The organism is Sinomicrobium halophytocola (genome assembly GCF_052983395.1).
In genome coordinates this window covers 125,429-144,893 of record NZ_JBRKIT010000025.1, presented here as the reverse complement: position 1 = coordinate 144,893, position 19,465 = coordinate 125,429, and the positions used below count along the sequence as shown (strand labels likewise).

15 protein-coding genes are annotated in these 19,465 nt (G+C 44.7%); 7 read left to right on the top strand and 8 right to left on the bottom strand.

From position 1 onward, the window contains the following. Positions 1-96 precede the first annotated feature (96 nt). The 3 genes from leuC to leuB all read left to right on the top strand — a co-directional run bounded on the left by leuC (position 97) and on the right by leuB (position 3,286). A complete protein-coding gene (leuC, locus tag ACVBDY_RS10020) occupies positions 97-1,491 on the top strand; it encodes a 3-isopropylmalate dehydratase large subunit (RefSeq protein ID WP_447175336.1) in 1,395 nt (464 codons plus the stop codon). A gap of 83 nt (positions 1,492-1,574) precedes the next feature. Then, a complete protein-coding gene (gene leuD, locus ACVBDY_RS10015; RefSeq protein WP_447175335.1) occupies positions 1,575-2,171 on the top strand; it encodes a 3-isopropylmalate dehydratase small subunit in 597 nt (198 codons plus the stop codon). Beyond that, positions 2,168-3,286, top strand: coding sequence for a 3-isopropylmalate dehydrogenase (leuB, locus tag ACVBDY_RS10010; RefSeq protein ID WP_447175334.1), 1,119 nt, complete (start codon positions 2,168-2,170; stop codon positions 3,284-3,286). The genes leuD and leuB overlap by 4 nt, the downstream gene beginning before the upstream one ends. Before the next feature lie 100 nt (positions 3,287-3,386). Here leuB and ACVBDY_RS10005 read toward each other — a convergent pair whose 3' ends face one another. The 7 genes from ACVBDY_RS10005 to ilvD form a co-directional block, all read right to left on the bottom strand. Beyond that, positions 3,387-4,976 carry an NADP-dependent glyceraldehyde-3-phosphate dehydrogenase gene (locus ACVBDY_RS10005; protein ID WP_447175333.1) on the bottom strand — a complete coding sequence of 530 codons (1,590 nt, stop codon included), beginning with the start codon at positions 4,974-4,976 and terminating at the stop codon, positions 3,387-3,389. Between the two features lie 47 nt (positions 4,977-5,023). Then, positions 5,024-6,286: a threonine ammonia-lyase IlvA gene (gene ilvA / locus ACVBDY_RS10000; protein WP_447175332.1), complete on the bottom strand. Its 1,263-nt coding sequence runs from the start codon at positions 6,284-6,286 to the stop codon at positions 5,024-5,026. Between the two features lie 65 nt (positions 6,287-6,351). Further along, positions 6,352-7,074, bottom strand: a complete 723-nt coding sequence (locus ACVBDY_RS09995; protein ID WP_447175331.1) for a class I SAM-dependent methyltransferase — start codon at positions 7,072-7,074, stop codon at positions 6,352-6,354. 145 nt (positions 7,075-7,219) lie between these two features. Further along, a complete protein-coding gene (ilvC, locus tag ACVBDY_RS09990; protein ID WP_447175330.1) occupies positions 7,220-8,689 on the bottom strand; it encodes a ketol-acid reductoisomerase in 1,470 nt (489 codons plus the stop codon). 85 nt (positions 8,690-8,774) lie between these two features. Then, a complete protein-coding gene (gene ilvN, locus ACVBDY_RS09985; protein WP_447175329.1) occupies positions 8,775-9,299 on the bottom strand; it encodes an acetolactate synthase small subunit in 525 nt (174 codons plus the stop codon). 134 nt (positions 9,300-9,433) lie between these two features. Then, positions 9,434-11,167, bottom strand: coding sequence for a biosynthetic-type acetolactate synthase large subunit (gene ilvB / locus ACVBDY_RS09980; RefSeq protein WP_447175328.1), 1,734 nt, complete (start codon positions 11,165-11,167; stop codon positions 9,434-9,436). Positions 11,168-11,265: 98 nt separating this feature from the next. Next, on the bottom strand, positions 11,266-12,942 hold the full coding sequence (gene ilvD / locus ACVBDY_RS09975; RefSeq protein WP_447175386.1) for a dihydroxy-acid dehydratase: 1,677 nt from the start codon (positions 12,940-12,942) through the stop codon (positions 11,266-11,268). Positions 12,943-13,633: 691 nt separating this feature from the next. Here ilvD and ACVBDY_RS09970 point away from each other — a divergent pair. Further along, entirely contained in the window at positions 13,634-15,190 is a 1,557-nt protein-coding gene (locus ACVBDY_RS09970) for a sulfatase family protein (protein ID WP_447175327.1), read from the top strand. 38 nt (positions 15,191-15,228) lie between these two features. Here the strand turns inward: ACVBDY_RS09970 and ACVBDY_RS09965 are convergent, their stop codons facing one another. Then, a complete protein-coding gene (locus ACVBDY_RS09965; protein ID WP_447175326.1) occupies positions 15,229-15,870 on the bottom strand; it encodes a protein-L-isoaspartate(D-aspartate) O-methyltransferase in 642 nt (213 codons plus the stop codon). A 258-nt stretch (positions 15,871-16,128) separates the two neighbouring features. Here ACVBDY_RS09965 and ACVBDY_RS09960 point away from each other — a divergent pair, with 258 nt between their 5' ends. The 3 genes from ACVBDY_RS09960 (at position 16,129) to ACVBDY_RS09950 (ending at position 19,452) form a co-directional block, all read left to right on the top strand. Next, complete coding sequence (locus ACVBDY_RS09960) at positions 16,129-17,088, top strand: Gfo/Idh/MocA family protein (protein ID WP_447175325.1); 960 nt, start codon at positions 16,129-16,131, stop codon at positions 17,086-17,088. A 66-nt stretch (positions 17,089-17,154) separates the two neighbouring features. Continuing rightward, entirely contained in the window at positions 17,155-18,042 is an 888-nt protein-coding gene (locus ACVBDY_RS09955) for a 3-hydroxyacyl-CoA dehydrogenase family protein (protein ID WP_447175324.1), read from the top strand. A gap of 174 nt (positions 18,043-18,216) precedes the next feature. Then, positions 18,217-19,452, top strand: a complete 1,236-nt coding sequence (locus ACVBDY_RS09950) for a DUF1015 domain-containing protein (RefSeq protein ID WP_447175323.1) — start codon at positions 18,217-18,219, stop codon at positions 19,450-19,452. The last annotated feature ends 13 nt before the right edge of the window (positions 19,453-19,465 follow it).

Genomic DNA, 19,465 nt, shown 5'->3' with positions numbered 1-19,465 from the left:
AAAAAACTAACTATAACATCCTTTTGTAAAGCACAACAATCTTAAATCCCCTGAACGCACAACCTGCTCATTGCATGCAACTAAAGTAAAAAACGAATGAAGAAGACATTATTTGATAAAGTTTGGGATAGCCATGTGGTCGATTCTGTAGAGAATGGACCACAAATATTATATATAGACAAACACCTGATCCACGAAGTAACCAGCCCCCAGGCATTTGCGGAACTGGAGCAAAGGAACATCCCGGTTTTCCGTCCCGATCAGATCGTGGCCACTGCAGATCATAACGTGCCTACGCTTAATCAGCACCTGCCTATTCAGGACGCCCTTTCCAGGAACCAGGTAGAACAGTTAACGGAAAACTGTAAAAAACACGGGGTAACGCTTTATGGACTGGGCCACAAATACCAGGGTATTGTTCACGTTATGGCACCGGAACTGGGGATTACCCAACCCGGAATGACCATGGTGTGCGGGGATAGCCACACCTCTACTCACGGTGCTTTCGGTACCATCGCATTCGGTATCGGTACCAGCCAGGTAGCCCAGGTTTTTGCCAGCCAGTGCCTGTTGTTGAGCAAACCTAAAAAAATGAGGATCAACGTTAACGGAAAGCTTCGCAAAGGCGTACTTCCCAAAGACGTTATCCTGTATATCATTGCCAAACTCGGGACCAACTCCGGTACCGGGTATTTTGCGGAATATGCCGGTGATGTTTTTGAGAATATGAGCATGGAAGGGCGGATGACCGTATGTAACATGAGTATAGAAATGGGGGCCCGTGGCGGTATGATAGCGCCGGACGAAACCACTTTTGCTTATGTAAAAAGAAAAGAATTTGCCCCGAAAGGAGAAGAGTTCGACAAAAAAGTAGCGTACTGGAAAACACTTAAGACCGATGAAGGTGCCGTGTTTGATAAGGAATATTCTTTTGATGCGGAAGATATTGCGCCAATGGTAACTTACGGAACCAACCCGGGAATGGGTATCAAAATAGACGGGCACATTCCGGAACTGAATGATATTTCCTTTGAGAAATCGCTGAAATATATGGGATTTGAAAAAGGAGAAACCCTGCTGGGCAAACCGATTAATTACGTATTCATCGGGAGTTGTACCAATTCCCGTATCGAGGATTTCCGTATAGCGGCCGATTATATCAAAGGAAAACAAAAGGCGGCCAATGTAAATGCCCTTATCGTTCCCGGTTCCCAACAGGTAGCCAGACAGATCGAAGAAGAAGGCCTGAAGGAAGTATTTGAAGAAGCCGGTTTCGTGTTACGCCAGCCCGGTTGTTCTGCCTGTCTCGCCATGAATGACGATAAAATTCCGGCAGGAGAGTATTGTGTGTCAACCTCTAACAGGAATTTCGAAGGACGCCAGGGACAGGGAGCACGTACCATCCTGGCCAGCCCTCTTATAGCTGCCGCTACGGCTATAAAAGGAGCCATAGCCGCTCCCTATGAAGAAGAGATAACTGCCTTCGCATAATATAATAGAAGAGGCGCACGGCCGTGCGCCTCAATCAGAAAAGAGACCGCGCGTCTCAATCGTTAGTAGAAGAAAAAGAAAAAATGGAAAAATTCATCACGCATACATCAAGGGCCATTCCACTGTCCATAGAGAATATAGACACCGACCAGATCATTCCGGCACGCTTTCTCAAAGCCACTAATAAAGACGGGTTCGGGGAAAATCTTTTCCGGGACTGGAGGTATAACAAAGACGGTTCGGAGAACGAATCCTTTACCCTTAACGATACCAGGTATAGTGGAACCATTCTTATTGCCGGGGACAATTTCGGTTGTGGTTCCAGTCGTGAGCACGCTGCCTGGGCCCTGGCGGATTACGGACTGAAAGTTATTGTTTCCAGTTACTTTGCCGATATATTCAAAGGAAATGCCCTCAATAACGGTTTATTACCCGTACAGGTATCTCCCGAATATCTCAAAGAGCTCCTGGAAGCGGTACAAAGCGACCCCGCTACGGAAATACTGGTGAATCTCGAAGAACAATATATAGCCATAAAAGGTTCGGACAAAAAGGAATCTTTTGATATAGACGCCTATAAAAAACTGTGTTTGCTGAACGGGTATGACGATATAGACTTCCTCATCAGCAAAAAGGACAAAATCGAAGAGTTTGAAAAAGAATTAAAACCGCAGATATGAAATTGAACATCGCACTTTTACCGGGAGATGGTATAGGCCCGGATGTAGTGGTACAGGCCGTAAAATCTTTGCAGGCTGTTGCCGATGCCTTCGGCCATACTTTCCATTTCGAAGAAGCCCTGGTCGGGGCTATAGCTATAGACAAAACAGGAGATCCCTTGCCAGAAGAAACCTTAGAGGTGTGCAGAAAGTCCGATGCCGTGCTTTTCGGTGCGATAGGAGATCCCAAATACGACAACGATCCTACTGCGAAGGTACGCCCGGAACAAGGTTTATTAAAACTCCGGAAATCCCTTGGCCTTTTTACCAATATCCGTCCCATCAAAGCCTATCCTACCCTTATTGAAAAATCTCCTCTGAAAAAAGAAATTATATCCGGTACGGATTTTACGATTTACCGGGAGCTTACCGGAGGAATTTATTTCGGAGAAAAAAAACTGAGTAAAAACGGTACGGTGGCATCTGACCTATGCGAATATTCCGAAGCTGAAATAGAGCGTATAGCCCACCTTGCATTTAAAGCGGCCAGGAGCAGAAGAAATAAGCTGACCCTGGTAGACAAAGCCAATGTGCTGGAAACTTCCAGGCTATGGCGCAGGGTAGTCACGGCTATCGGTAAAAGTTATCCGGATGTGGAACTGGACTTCCTTTTTGTAGATAATGCTGCCATGCAGATTATTCTCAATCCGGCCCAGTTTGACGTCATCCTGACAGAAAACATGTTCGGTGACATTATTTCCGACGAGGGAAGTGTCATCGGAGGTTCCATAGGTTTGCTCGCATCTGCTTCCGTCGGAAGTGACAATGCCATGTTCGAACCTATACACGGGTCTTATCCGCAGGCCAAAGGCAAAGATATTGCCAACCCGGTAGCGTCTATCCTTTCCGCTGCCATGCTCCTGGAGCATTTTAACCTGAAAGAAGAAGCGGAAGCCGTTAAAAATGCCGTGGAAAAGTCTCTGGAGAGAGGTGTAGTAACTCCCGATCTGGACAAAGACAGCAAATTCGGTACTAACAAGGTAGGTGATTTTATCGCTGACTTTATTCTTCATGCGGAAGATACCACTCAGGTTAATAAGGAAAACATTGAATTTGGGCAGTCTACCATTATATAAGATTTGATTTAGCTAACTGAAAATCTTCCCAAAGAGAAACCCGGATTGTACAATCCGGGTTTTGTTTTTATGGATATATCGAAGATAATATATTCTACTACTACAAAATGTAATCGGTGTTCACAAAATTGGAGGCCTTACTGTTCAGAAGTTCTGTTAGAATCGCCCTGTTGTATTCATTGTCTTTCGAAGCTACGAAGGTTCGTACGGAGAACGAACGTAAAGCATCGTGTACGCTAAGGGTACTTACGGCAGAGTCTTTCCTTCCGGTAAAAGGATACACATCCGGTCCGCGCTGACAGGAACTGTTCAGGTTTACCCGGCAAACCAGGTTTACCAAGGTATCGATAAGCGGTGCCAGGGTTTTGATATCCTGTCCGAACAAACTAACCTGTTGTCCGTAGTTTGACTCTGCCATATCGTTCAGGGGTTCTTCAATGCTTTTGAAAGGCAGAATGGGAATGAGCGGGCCGAACTGTTCTTCCTGGTATGCCCTGGAATCTTTACTTACCGGGTACAACACCGGCGGAAAAATATAATTTTCCGTGCGCTCCCCACCCCTTTTATTGATAACTTCAGCTCCTTTGCTTACGGCATCGTCAATAAGCTCCTGTATATAATCCGGCTTACCGGGTTCCGGCAGTGGAGTAAGCATAACTCCGGGCTCCCAGGGATTCCCGAATTTCAGTTCATCTACACGTTGGGCAAACCGCTTATTGAATTCTTCGACAACATCTTCGTGCACATACAGTATTTTGAGAGCCGTACAACGCTGCCCGTTAAAGGATAGCGTACCCGAAATACATTCTTCTATGGCCAGGTCCAGGTCTGCGTCCGGTAATACGATGGCAGGGTTTTTGGCTTCGAGGCCCAAAACCAGTCTCAGCCTGTTTTTATTAGGGTGTTGATCCTGTAAAGCAATGGCCGATTTACTGTTACCTATCAGTGCCAGAACGTCTATTTTACCTGTTTTCATTATCGGCGCGGCCACTACCCTTCCCCTTCCGTAAAGGATATTTACTACACCTTCGGGAAAACTGCTCCGGAAAGCTTCCAGCAACGGAGAAATAAGCAATACGCCGTGTTTTGCCGGTTTAAACACTACGGTATTCCCCATCATAAGTGCGGGGATCAGTAAAGCAAAGGTTTCATTAAGGGGGTAGTTATACGGTCCCATACAGAGTACCACGCCAAGAGGTCCGCGGCGAATGTGGGCATACACCCCACCGTGCTTTTCAAAACGCGCACTGTTACGGTCCAGTTGTTTGTAGTCTTCGATAGTATCGTAAATATATTCTACCGTTCTGTCAAATTCTTTCTCGGAATCCGGAAGATTCTTTCCTATTTCCCACATGAGGAGTTTTACAACTTCCTCACGGTTAGTTTTCATTTGCCGGACAAATTTTTCCATGCATGCTATCCTGTCCACTACCTTCATGGTGGGCCATAACCCCTGTCCTTTATCATAAGCATCACAGGCAGCATCCAGGGTTTCCAGTGCTGATGACTCATCCATATCCGGAACGGTTCCCAGTAGTGTCGGTCCGTATTCACCCTGGTCATTATGGGTGTAAATGGAAGAATAAACCTCGGCAAAACCGCCTTCCCATTTTTTTAGTTCGCCATTGGCCAGATAGGTATCCTGGTGTATTGTGCTTTTCAATTTGAATTCGTCTTGAACGCTTTGCATCAGTGTATTTTCGTTTTGTGGTTAAACTTGTTTGCCTCGTCTCTGTTTCAGACCAGAAACTGGAACAAATCCGGTTTGTTATTCAGATAGTCTCCGTAAAAATGACGGGCTTTCATACGCTCTATCAAAGGTAACAAATCCTTTTCACTTTTGAGCTCAATACCTACTACGGCAGGAGCATTTTCCCTGCTGTGTTTCTTGGTATACTGAAAATGCGTTATATCGTCGTTAGGCCCCAGGATTTCGGCAACAAATTCTTTAAGAGCCCCGGCACGCTGTGGAAAACGCACGATAAAATAATGTTTGAGATTGGCATATAAAAGCGCTCTCTCCTTGATCTCGGCAGTACGGGTAATATCGTTATTGCTACCACTTACGACACATACCACGTTTTTACCTTTTATCTCGTCTTTATACCAGTCAAGGGCTGCTATCGTTAGTGCTCCGGCAGGTTCTACAACTATAGCATCTTTGTTGTACAAATCTAAGATCGTCTGGCAGACTTTTCCTTCGGGAACGGTTATCATATCGTGAAGGAATTGTTTACATATCTCAAAGGTTTTATCTCCCACCCGCTGTACTGCGGCTCCGTCTACGAATTTTTCGATCTCACCGAGCTCGGTATTTACATTGTTTTGTATGGAAATGGTCATGGATGGCGCCCCTTCCGGCTCTACTCCTATAATCTTTGTTTCGGGTGACAACACACGGAATACGGAAGATACACCGGATGCTAGTCCGCCTCCGCCTACAGGAAGAAAAAGGTAATCTATGGGTACGTCTGCCTGTTCAAGGATTTCCAATCCTACTGTGGCCTGTCCTTCTATCACTTTTTCGTCATCAAACGGATGTACAAAGGTTTTTCCTAGTCTTTGGCATTCGGCTATGGCCGCTTTGTTGGAATCGTCAAAGGTGTCCCCTACCAGTACGATATCTATCTGGTCTTCCCCGAACATTTTCACCTGGCTGATCTTTTGCCTGGGCGTAGGTGCCGGCATGTAGATGGTTCCTTTGATCCCCAGTTTATTGCAGGACATCGCAACACCCTGCGCATGGTTTCCGGCACTGGCGCATACGATCCCTTTGGCTTTTTCTTCTTCTCCCAGCGAACGGATCTTGTTGTAAGCCCCCCGGATCTTATAGGACCGGACTATTTGCAGATCTTCTCTTTTCAAAAGAATATTCGCATCAAATGCCCTGGAATATGTAAGACTCTGCGCCAGGGGTGTATGTATAGCTACACCTTTCAGGGTTTTTGCCGCTTCTTTTACTTGCTCTATTTTTGGTATGTACTTTGTTGTCACGTCCATAAAATCCTCAATATAATGTGTTTTCCGGATTTTCGGATTTATGACACCATAAATCCTCCAATCGCTTATTTAATTGCCCCGAAAGCCGCGAAACAACTGTTTTTATGTAATATTTCCACTGTTTTAAACCCGGCCTTCTTCATCAGTTCTATTTGATAGGTTACCGAACGCGGAGTATCTTCCTTTTCGATATAAGCAAACACTTTTTCCCGGTAATCCTTTCCCCCGGCATTTTCCAGGTATTTACCGTATTCCCTCCAGAACATGGTATGTACGGCCCCGGAATCGTGAGAAACCATATCGGATATCCAGAAACTCCCACCGGGTTTCAGTATCTTGTATATTCTCCCGAATACGTTCTCCCAGTCCTTATCTTCACGCAAGTGATGCAACACGGCTCCTGCAAGAACAATATCAAAATGATTATCCGGTAACTTTACTTCCCGGATATCTCCGTGAAAAACATCTATTGTCCCGTCGGTTTTCTCCTTTACTCTTTCTTCTGCCCTTTTCAGCATAGGACCGGAAAGGTCCACCAGGGTACAATTAAGATCGGGCAGTTTCGAAAGCATTTTTAGTGTATAATTTCCCGCTCCGCACCCGATGTCGAGAAGGTTATGTGCATCCGGATTTGCACTATGTGCAGCTTCGGTAATCCATTCGAGAGTAACCGGTGCATCTATGGTCGATTGCTGACCGGTATCCAGATTGGAAAAGCGTTCCACATCATTGTCGAATCTTTGCCTTATCTCCTCATTGGTAGATTTATATGTATAATCGGTTTTCAATTATAAAAATTTATACGGTTATTCCCCCAGTGCAAAATATAAAGAACCATATGTAAAACTTACTGTTCCGGAACATGGCCGGGAACCACTAAAACAGCCCCCGGCCTGATGCTACCAGTATAGCCCTATCGGCTCTTCTTATATATTAAACGATCTTCTTCATCTCTGTCATGGAAGCACGCAGGTATGCTCCTACCTTTTCCACAGGATGGTTCCTGATCTGTGCATTTACTTTGATAAGTTCCTGGTTCTCCACCGCATTACCGCTTCCAAAAGATTTCCCGACAACATTGGTGTCTATCTTTTTCATAAAATCGGTCAACAAGGGCTTACAGGCATGATCGAACAGGTAACAGCCGTATTCCGCCGTATCGGATATAACACGGTTCATTTCAAACAATTTCTTACGTGCGATGGTATTGGCAATAAGCGGTGTTTCGTGCAGAGACTCATAATAAGCTGATTCTGCAATAATACCGGCTTCTGTCATGGTTTCGAATGCCAGTTCCACTCCCGATTTAACAAAAGCGATCATCAATACCCCATTGTCAAAATATTCCTGCTCGGAAATAGGGTCGGATGCAATCGCTGTTTTTTCAAAAGCTGTTTCCCCGGTAGCTTTTCTCCAGGTAAGCAGGTTTACATCGTCGTTTGCCCAGTCTTCCATCATGGTTTTGGAGAAATGGCCGCTCATAATATCATCCATATGCTTCTGAAACAGCGGTCGCATAATCTCTTTAAGTTCTTCGGACAAACGGAACGCTTCTATTTTGGCCGGATTGGACAACCTGTCCATCATATTGGTAATACCTCCGTGCTTCAGCGCTTCTGTTATGGTTTCCCATCCGTACTGTACCAGTTTGGCAGCATATCCGGGCTCTATTCCTTTTTCTACCATTTTATCGAAGCTCAGTATGGATCCTGTCTGCAACAATCCGCACAGAATGGTCTGTTCTCCCATTAGATCCGATTTTACTTCGGCTACGAAAGAAGATCGCAATACTCCTGCCCTGTGTCCTCCGGTAGCAGCGGCATAAGCCTTGGCCTGCTCCAGACCTTCTCCGTTAGGGTCGTTCTCCGGGTGAACCGCGATAAGGGTAGGCACTCCGAACCCTCTTTTATATTCTTCCCTTACTTCAGATCCGGGACATTTCGGCGCCACCATGATCACGGTGATATCTTCCCGTATCTGCATCCCTTCCTCTACAATATTAAATCCGTGAGAGTAAGACAGGGTAGAACCTTGTTTCATCAGGGGCATAATGGTTTTTATAACGGAAGTGTGCTGTTTGTCGGGCGTAAGGTTGCAAACCATATCGGCGGTTGGGATCAGTTCTTCATACGTACCTACATTAAACCCGTTTTCCGTTGCGTTTTTATAGGATTGTCTTTGTTCCTTGATGGCAGCTTCACGCAGTGCATAAGAAATATCCAATCCGGAATCTCTCATGTTCAGTCCCTGGTTGAGTCCCTGGGCACCACATCCTACAATTACTATTTTTTTTCCTAAAAGTTTTTTTACACCTTCATTGAATTCAGATTTATCCATGAATTCACATACTCCTAATTGTTGTAATTGAAGCCTCAACGGAAGCGTGTTAAAATAATTTGCCATTTTTATTGCTTATTTTTAATTTTAAGATTTATTCGGTTCTAATAAAGAAACGCACTGCAGTGCGTTTCAACTAAACATATTATTTTTATGTATTCTGGAATTCCCTGAGCAATGCAGATATATTCATTTCACTCTTGGAGACTGCTATTCTTCCGGAACGCACAAACTGCATGATACCGAAGGGCGCCAGTTCTTCGTATAACGCATCGGTTTCGTACCTTCTTCCGGTTTTCTCTATAACAAAAAAGTCCCTGGCTACGGTGACGATATTAGCATTGCTTTGTTTGATGATGTTCTGTATCTGCCTTTCATCGAACAACAGGCTCGACTTTATTTTGAATAAAGCGGTCTCCTGGTAGATCGTCTCTTCATCGGTATGATAATACGCTTTTATGACTTCGATCTGTTTTTCCAGTTGCCCCACGATCTTACGCACCTGGTCTTCGTCCATGGCGGCCACAATAACGAACCGGCTTACATTTTCAATTTCCGACTCCGAAACCGTCAGGCTTTCTATGTTGATGTGTCGTTTTAAAAATATTGCCGATATCCGGTTCAATAGTCCAATGTTGTTTTCCGAATATATGGAAACGGTATATGTTTTGTTCATTTTTAGTTTGAGAGTTTTGGTTCCGGGGGTAAAAAATTCGCGCCCCTCTGCCTTTGGCATCTCCCCCTAGAGGGGGAGAAATTATTTATCTTTTTAACCTAATCACTCATGGATGTTGGTACACTTCGGATTCGTTACTCCAGCCTGCAATCAGCTACGGAAGCTCCCGTTGGTATCATCGGGAATACGTTGTCTTCCTTTTCTACACAAACTTCCAGAAAACAGGCCTCTTCGGAAGCTATCAGTTCATTAATGGCTTCATCCAGTTCTTCCCTTTTTGCTACCCTCCGCGCGGGGATGTGATATCCTTTCGCTATGGTCACAAAATCCGGGTTGATGAGTTCGGTAGAGGCATAGCGTTTATCAAAAAAGAGTTGTTGCCACTGCCTTACCATCCCCAGGAATTCGTTATTAAGCACTACGATCTTCACCGGAACACGGGTCTGGAATATGGTACCGAGTTCCTGTATAGTCATCTGGTAACCACCATCACCGATAATCGCTACAACTTCCCTTTCCGGTGCCCCCATTTTGGCTCCTATGGCTGCGGGAAGTGCAAATCCCATAGTACCCAGTCCACCGGAAGTGATATTACTTTTCGTCTGGTTGAATTTGGCATATCTGCATGCTATCATCTGGTGTTGTCCTACATCGGAAACCACAATAGCATCGCCACCGGTACGTTTGTTGATCTTTTCTATGACCTCTCCCATGGTAAGCTTCTCCTTTTGAGGGGTCAGATCATTTTTGATAACTTTCTCGAATTCTACGGCACGCATATCCTCAAATTTCTGATACCAGGCTTCGTGCTTATTCTCCCGGATAAGAGGTAACAGACCTGTCAGGGTGTCTTTTATATCTCCCAGAACGGCCACATCGGTCTTTACGTTCTTATCTATTTCTGCCGGATCAATATCGAAATGAACCACTTTTGCCTGCTTGGCGTAGGTATTCAGATCTCCCGTCACCCTGTCGTCAAAACGCATTCCCAGGGCGATGAGCACATCACATTCGTTGGTAAGCAGGTTTGGCGCATAGTTACCGTGCATACCCACCATGCCTACGTGCAGGGGATGTTCCGTAGGTAATGCGGAAAGCCCGAGAACGGTTGCTGCCGAAGGTATTCCTGCTTTTTCGATAAAAGCTTTCAGTTCTTCTTCTGCTTTCCCGAGTATAATCCCCTGTCCGAATACGATAAATGGCTTTTTGGCACTGTTGATAAGTGCGGCCGCTTCTTCTATTTTTGCAGGATTTATTTCAGGTTTCGGTTTATAGCTTCGTATTGCTGTACATTTTTTATAGGAAAAATCAAATTCCTCAAACTGTGCGTTTTTGGTGATATCTATCAAAACGGGCCCTGGACGACCGGAACGTGCTATATAAAATGCCTTGGCAAGGGCTATGGGTATATCGGCAGCTTTGGTTACCTGGTAACTCCACTTGGTTACCGGGGAGGAAATACCTATGATATCTGTCTCCTGAAAGGCATCCGTACCCAGCAAATGGCTGGCCACCTGCCCGGTGATACACACTATTGGTGTGGAATCTATCTGGGCATCGGCGATACCCGTCACCAGGTTAGTGGCTCCGGGGCCAGAAGTAGCTATAGCTACTCCTACTTTTCCCGTAGCCCTGGCATACCCCTGGGCAGCATGTGAAGCTCCTTGTTCGTGGCGAGTAAGCACATGGTGCAATTTGTCCCGAAACTTATACAATTCATCATAAACAGGCATAATAGCGCCTCCGGGATATCCGTAAAGAAGGTCTACTCCTTCTGCCAGAAGGCAATGGATCACCGCTTCTGCTCCACTGATCTTTATGGTTGCCTTGGTTTCCGTTTCTACTAATTTTTCTTTTAATGTTTCCATACTGTTATTTATTGTTACACCAAATATGTAATATGCACCTGCGACATGATACAACAGTGCATGTCCGCGGAAACGCACGGCTGTGCGCTTTTACGGGCTTAAAATTCGTCGGTGACACATCCTTCGGATGCGGACGAAACTGTTTTGGCGTATTTATACAATATTCCTTTTTTCTCTTTTAACGGCGGTTGTTCCCATTTCGATCTTCGTTCCCGGATCTCTTCATCCGAAAGCGCCACATCTATCGTGTTCTTTTCCGCATCTATAGTAATGATATCCCCGTCTTCTACCAGGGCTATAGTACCTCCATCCTGGGCTTCGGGCGAAACATGCCCCACAACAAAACCGTGGGACCCCCCGGAGAACCGTCCGTCGGTGATCAGGGCTACATCTTTGCCGAGTCCTGCCCCCATAATAGCTGATGTAGGTTTCAGCATTTCAGGCATTCCGGGGCCTCCTTTGGGGCCTTCATAACGGATAATCACTACATCTCCTTTTTCTACCTTACCGTCTTTAATACCGGTATTAGCTTCGGATTCTCCGTTGAATACCTTGGCTTTACCCGTAAAACTCAACCCTTCTTTTCCGGTTATCTTGGCTACAGCGCCTTTTTCGGCCAGGTTTCCGTACAGGATACGTATGTGCCCTGTTTTCTTTATCGGCTGGTCCAGAGAACGGATAATGTCCTGTCCTTCTTCCAGGTCCGGAACTTCCGCAAGATTTTCCGCCAGCGTTTTTCCGGTAACCGTCATACAGTCACCATGTAACATTCCCTCTTTCAACATATATTTTAAAACTGCAGGAACACCTCCTATTCTATGAAGATCTTCCATAACATACTTACCGCTGGGTTTCAGATCGGCCAGTAAAGGTGTATTATCGCTTATACGCTTAAAATCATCCAGTGTGAAATCTACTTCCGCAGCTTTGGCTATGGCCATAAAATGCAATACGGCATTGGTAGATCCTCCAAGGACAGTGACTGCACGAAAAGCATTCTCGAGGGATTTTTTGGTTACTATATCTCTTGGTTTAATATCCTTTTCCAAAAGATTCCGCAAGGCTTTCCCCGCGGCCATACAATCTTCTTTTTTACCGTTGTGAACCGCAGGTATAGAGGAATTATTAGGAAGCGACATTCCCATGGCTTCTATTGCAGATGCCATGGTATTGGCAGTATACATACCACCACATGCTCCCGCCCCGGGACATGCCTTGTGGATTACCTCTTTATAATCTTCTTCGGTGATGCTTCCGGCCACCTTACTTCCCCAGGCTTCGAAAGCAGAAATAATGTCGAGTTTTTTACCGTTGTGACATCCGGCTGCAATAGTTCCTCCATAAACAAGTACGGAAGGACGGTTAAGACGTAATTGTGCCATCAGTGCCCCGGGCATGTTCTTATCGCATCCCACTACCGTGACGACCCCGTCATAACTCATTCCCTGGACGACGGTTTCAATCGAATCTGCTATGAGGTCCCTGGAAGGAAGGGAATAACGCATTCCCTGTGTTCCGTTGGAGATACCATCACTGACTCCGATAGTGTTAAAAATAAGTCCCACAAGGCCGGCTTCTTCCGTACCTTGTTTCACATACTCGGATAAACCGTTAAGATGCATGTTACAGGGATTTCCTTCATAACCGGTACTCGCTATACCCACCAGCGGTTTCTTCAAATCATCATCGCTGAGTCCTATGGCGTGTAACATTGCCTGTGCGGCAGGTAGTGTCGGATCTTGGGTAACTTGTTTACTATACGTGTTTAACATTATTTAATAAAAATTTGTTTTCTCTGTTATACTTTATGATCAGCTAAATTATTTTATATAAAATCCCCAGTATTTTAACATTAATTCTGTTTTTTAAACTCAATTCCACCTGCATGTATTTACCATTCTGATTTACAGTATTTTATAACACTTAATACTATCATATCCAAAAACAAATAAATGCTGAAAAAATAAAAGGCCTGTATCGTACTTTCGGTTGATACAGGCCTCGTTTTATAGTATACCTTACTGCATCAACCCGAAAGAGAGTTAACAATGACAATAATGATAATGACTATTTGCTGTATTGTTTTCATTATTTGGATAAAGTAAACATCAATAAAAAAACCTTCCGTTTTCGGGAAGGCCTTGTTTAAAAATTATATTTTCTAACATACCATTCCCGCTCAAGGTGAAATAATCACAATGACTATGACAGTAATGATATGAATCAGGTTTGTTTTCATTCGTGATACAATATTAGTATCTTTTTTTATAATATGAAACAGTCACATCAAACTTTTGTTACTTTTGTTTTAAAACCGACTAAAATGTAAAATATTATTATTTATTAATCTTAATTTTTATCTACCCTACACTTTCGATCCCGGCATGCATTATAAAAAGCTCTCGTTAGGCTATGAAATGTGTTCGAAAACATATACATTTATACGGATTAATCCGAATACCATTTATGAAAAATCCAACCAGAGTTCAGATTTACACTGCCTTTATCCTTCTACTGTTATCCTGTAAGAAGTCCGGCCAGGAAGAAAAAACAGGGACAAATACGAACCAATTCCGACATCCCAATATCGTTCTTATTTATTCTGATGATCTCGGCTACGGGGATATAGGTTGCTATGGTGGCAGTATAGCCACACCACATATAGATAAACTAGCCGAAGAAGGCCTGAAATTCACCAATGCCTATACTACAGCGGCAACCTGTACCCCATCCCGCTATTCCCTGCTTACGGGAGAATATGCATGGCGTGCCAGGGGGAGAGGTGTTGCCCCCGGAGACGCCTCAAGCCTTATAAAACCGGGTACGGAAACCCTTCCGGGTATCTTGCGGAAAAGCGGTTATAAAACGGCTGTTGTCGGCAAATGGCACCTGGGCCTTGGCGATGAAAACGGCCCGGAATGGAATGGGAAGATTAGCCCGGGGCCCCTGGAGGTCGGATTTGATTACTCCTTCATCATTCCTGCTACCGGCGACAGGGTTCCATGTGTCTTTGTTGAAAATCACCACGTGGTAAACCTGGAAGCCGACGACCCCATTCGGGTAAGCTATAAGGAAAAAACAGGCGATTGGCCTACGGGGAAAGAAAACCCGGAACTCCTTACCACCAAATGGTCTCATGGCCATGATATGACCATCGTTAACGGTATAAGCCGTATCGGGTATATGACCGGAGGAAAAGCGGCATTGTGGCGCGATGAGGATATTGCGGACAAACTGGTGGAAAAATCTATGGCATTCATTCGGAAAAATAAAGAAAAACCGTTTTTTCTGTACCTGGCCACGCACGATATTCATGTACCCAGGATAGCCAACGAAAGATTTCAGGGAAAAACAGACCGGGGTCCCAGGGGAGATGTTATCGCACAGCTTGACTGGACGGTAAGAGAAATTTCCGGATTATTGAAAGAGCTGAACCTGGAAGAGAACACCATAATTATATTCAGTAGTGACAACGGTCCTGTTCTGGATGACGGCTACCGGGATCGGGCCGGGGAGTTGCTTGGAAATCATCGCCCTTCGGGAATTCTTAGAGGGGGAAAATACAGCGCCCTGGAAGCAGGTACGCGGGTGCCAATGCTCGTAAAATGGACGGGGCACATACCTCCGGGAGCCGAATCGGCCGCCCTGTTCAGCCAGGTAGATCTCCTCGGTTCGTTTGCAGCCAGTACCGGGCAATCTATTACTGCCGGACAGGCCCCCGACACTCAGGACCAATGGGAAGCCCTTACCGGGAAAGACCACAAAGGCCGGGATGGCTTGGTACAGGAGGCTATCGGTAGCGTTCTCTCTTATGTCAAAGGAGATTACAAATTTATTCCTCCGAATCCGGGAAATGCCAGGATCACCTGGGGACCGGATATCGAAACCGGGTTCTCCGGGGAAGAGCAGCTCTACGATCTGCGGAATGATCCTTCCGAAAAGAAAAATATTGCATTACAAAATCCCGGACTTCTCCAGAAAATGAAGAAAGAACTGGATTCCATTGTACAGTCCGGAAAATGATATGGTAAAACAAGAAGGCTCTTATTTTGGAAACTTTTTCAATTTTTATCCTCCAGCAGAGGAACAAACCGGAATTCCCCGAATTCCTTTTTCTCGAATTCCTTGGCTGATTTACGGGTGAACATCGTCATGGTCTGGGTAATATCTCCGACCGGGATGACCAGCCTTCCTCCTACTTTTAATTGTGCCAGCAGGGCCTTGGGGACTTCCGGGGCCCCGGCAGTAACTATAATCCCCTCAAAAGGAGCTTCTTCTTTAAGCCCTTTATAACCATCGCCGAAAATCAGTTTTTTGGGGCGGTATCCGAGTTTGGGAAGGAACAGGTTGGAGCGTTTGAACAACTCCAATTGTCTTTCTATGGAATATACCTTCGCCTTCATTTCCAGTAAGACCGCGGTCTGATATCCGCTCCCGGTACCTATTTCCAGTATTTTATCTCCGGGAGACACTTGTAATAACTCCGTCTGAAAAGCAACGGTAAAGGGTTGTGAAATAGTCTGTCCCGCAGCAATAGGGAAAGCCTTGTCCTGGTAGGCATGGTCCTCAAAACTGCTGTCCATAAAAAGGTGCCTGGGCACTCTTCGTATGGCATCCAGCACTTTCGGATCGGTTATTCCCTTCTCTGCCACAGTCTCGGCAAGCCTGTTTCTCTTTCCTCTATGTTTTAAGGTATCTTTCAAGGTTGTATTATGTTAGCGCAGTAAAGTTACAACGAAAAATAAATTGGACAAGTGAAAGAATTTTCTACAATGAAAAAAAACGGCTTCACCCCACAATGCAGTAGTGGTTTTCCCGTTTTTGTCCGGGACGATATCCTATTATTATTACTACATAGCAAACTGTATTACACCGGGAAGCAAGCAATTTTATCCATAATCCGGAGATATTATTGGTCTTATTCCATGAATAACCTTATTTTTGTTCAAAACATTAATTCTATGCTGAAAGCCGGAGTTCTGGGTGCCGGACACCTGGGAAAGATTCATCTTCGATTACTCAACCAGTCTGACAAATACGAGTTGGCCGGTTTCTATGACCCCAATCAGAAGAACGCGCAGAAAGTATCCAAAGAATTCGGATATACTTCTTTTTCTTCCATAGACGAACTGATTGAGGCCGTGGATGTCGTGGATATAGTTACCCCTACCCTTTCTCATTTCGAATGTGCCAAAAAAGCCTTGGAAAAAGGGAAACACATATTTGTGGAAAAACCTATAGCCAACACCATAGAAGAAGCGGAAGAAATTATGACGCTCGCCGAAAAACACGGTGTAAAGGGACAGGTGGGCCATGTGGAACGGTTCAATCCTGCTTTCACTGCGGTCAAGGACAAAATAAGCAATCCAATGTTCATAGAAACACATCGCCTGGCGGAGTTCAATCCCAGGGGAACAGATGTGCCGGTGGTACTGGACCTCATGATACACGATATTGATATTATCCTCAGCCTGGTCAATTCCCCGGTTAAAAGTATCAATGCCAGCGGCGTGTCGGTAATCAGTAATTCCCCGGATATTGCCAATGCCCGTATCGAATTCGAAAACGGGTGTGTAGCCAATCTTACCGCCAGCAGGATCTCCCTGAAAAACATGCGGAAATCCCGTTTTTTCCAGAAAGATGCTTATATCTCCGTCGATTTCCTGGAAAAGCAGGTAGAAGTGGTGAAAATGAAAGATGCCCCGAAGAAATTTGACGAATTCGCACTTATCCTGCAAAATGCGGAAGGACTAAAAAAACAGATATATTTCGAAAACCCTAAAATATTCCCGAACAATGCCATTCTGGACGAACTGGAAACTTTTGCAGATGCCATTGAGAACAATACTACTCCCATTGTGACACTTACTCAAGGAAAAGAAGCATTGAAGGTTGCTATGGAAATTATTGCCAACTTCTGACAGGATTAAGCGACATTCCACCCTCAAAAGAAACACTACACACACAAAAAAACACATAAACGGAATATGGAAAATATAGCAGTTATCGGTGCCGGAACCATGGGAAACGGCATCGCTCATACATTTGCGCAGTTCGGTTTTAAAGTACAGCTCATTGACATTTCCGAAAAAGCGCTGAATAAGGGGCTTGCCACTATCGAAAAAAATCTCGGTCGCATGGTAGACAAGGAAACCCTTACAACAGAGGAAAAGCAACAGACACTGAACAATATCCATCCCTATACCGATATAAAAAAGGGAATAGAACACGCGGGGCTCGTTGTGGAAGCCGCTACGGAAAACCTGGAGCTGAAACTGGATATTTTCCGAAAACTGGACGAGGTATGCCCGGAAGATACTATTCTGGCCACCAATACATCGTCCATATCCATAACCCGCATAGCTTCGGTGACCAGTAGACCGGAAAAGGTTATAGGCATGCATTTTATGAACCCGGTACCCATTATGAAACTCGTGGAGATCATCCGGGGTTACAGCACATCGGACGAAACTACACGAGTGGTAATAGGACTTTCGGAAAAACTTCAGAAAATCCCTGTTGAAGTAAACGATTATCCCGGGTTTGTGGCCAACCGTATACTTATGCCGATGATTAACGAATCCATCGAAACCTTATATAACGGCGTAGCCGGGGTAAAAGAAATAGATACCGTAATGAAACTCGGAATGGCGCACCCCATGGGGCCTTTGCAACTGGCTGATTTTATCGGTCTGGACGTATGCCTTTCCATACTCAACGTAATGTACAGCGGGTTTAAAAATCCGAAATACGCCCCCTGTCCCCTGCTTGTAAACATGGTTACCGCGGGTAAGCTCGGAGTAAAATCGGGAGAAGGGTTTTACGATTATTCAGAAAGTAAAAAGGCTGAAAGGGTTGCAAAAATATTTTCTTAGAAAATGAATTAAAGACACAAGGCCACGTGTCTCATTACGAATTTGTAAGACTTTGTGCATCTTAGTGTATTCTCTGCGGCTCTTTGTGTAATAGCTTCGCCCCATTTGTTACGCAGAGGTCCACAAAGTGTTATATAGAAATTAAAAGTATAACCCGGAAACCTTAGTTTATTCATGGCAGTAGTTCAACCATTCCGTGCCGTTCGTCCCACGAAGGACAAAGTTGGCCTGGTAGCTTCCAGGTCTTACGAAAGCTATTCCAAAAAGGAACGGGAAGCCCGGCTCAAATACAACCCTTATTGCTTCATGCATATCATAAACCCGGGGTATAAATACCATCGGGAAGTATCCGGTGAAAACAGGTTCAAACTGGTGCGTAACCGGTACCTGGAATTCCGGGAGGACCATATCTTTATACAGGATGAGTCTCCCTCTTTTTATGTTTACAAACAAAAAACAAGAAAGCATACATTCTGTGGAATCCTCGGGGGAGCAAGTGTGGAGGATTACAAAAACAACAGGGTCAAAAAGCACGAAGCCACCATTCAGGCACGGGAAGAGTTGTTTATGGAATATCTCAAAACCGTAGGCTTTAATACCGAGCCCGTACTCCTCACCTACCCGGATAATAATCTTATTGACCACATAATAAATGAAGTGACTTCCACTGTTCCCGAATATGAATTCACAACAACCGATAGGGTCACCCATTATTTGTGGAAACTATCGGACCCGGAAAAAATAAAGGTCATACAAAACGAATTTGAGAATATAGGAGATATCTATATTGCGGACGGACATCACCGATCGGCATCTTCCTGTTTGCTTGCCGAAAACCTGAAAAAGGAAAATCCCGGTCATTCGGGCACAGAAGCATATAATTTTTTTATGAGCTATCTCATACCTGAATCCAACCTGAAAATATATGAATTTAACCGTATGGTAAAAGGTCTCAACGGACTCAGCAAAGAGGATTTCCTGATACGGCTGGATGAGTGGTACCGCATAGAAAACCGGGGAACGGAACTATACCGGCCTTCCAAAAAACACCACTTTACCATGTATCTGGACGGAGAGTTCTACTCGCTCTACCTGCGGAAGAGCATTTATAATTTCACCGATTCCCTCAGTACCCTGGATACCCAGTTGCTTTTCCTCACCATACTGGAGCCTATACTGGGTATCAAAGACCTGCGAAATGACAACCGTATAGCCTATGGCTGCGGTAAAGACAATGTAGTGGAAATGAAATCGCTGATCGACAAAGGAAAATACACCGTAGGATTCGGCATGTTGCCCGTAACTATGGAAGAAATAAAGAAAATAGCAGACGAAGGCCTGCAAATGCCGCCGAAAAGCACTTTTATAGAGCCTAAACTGCGAAGCGGAATAACTATCTATGAGTTTTAGCGGAGTAAAAAAC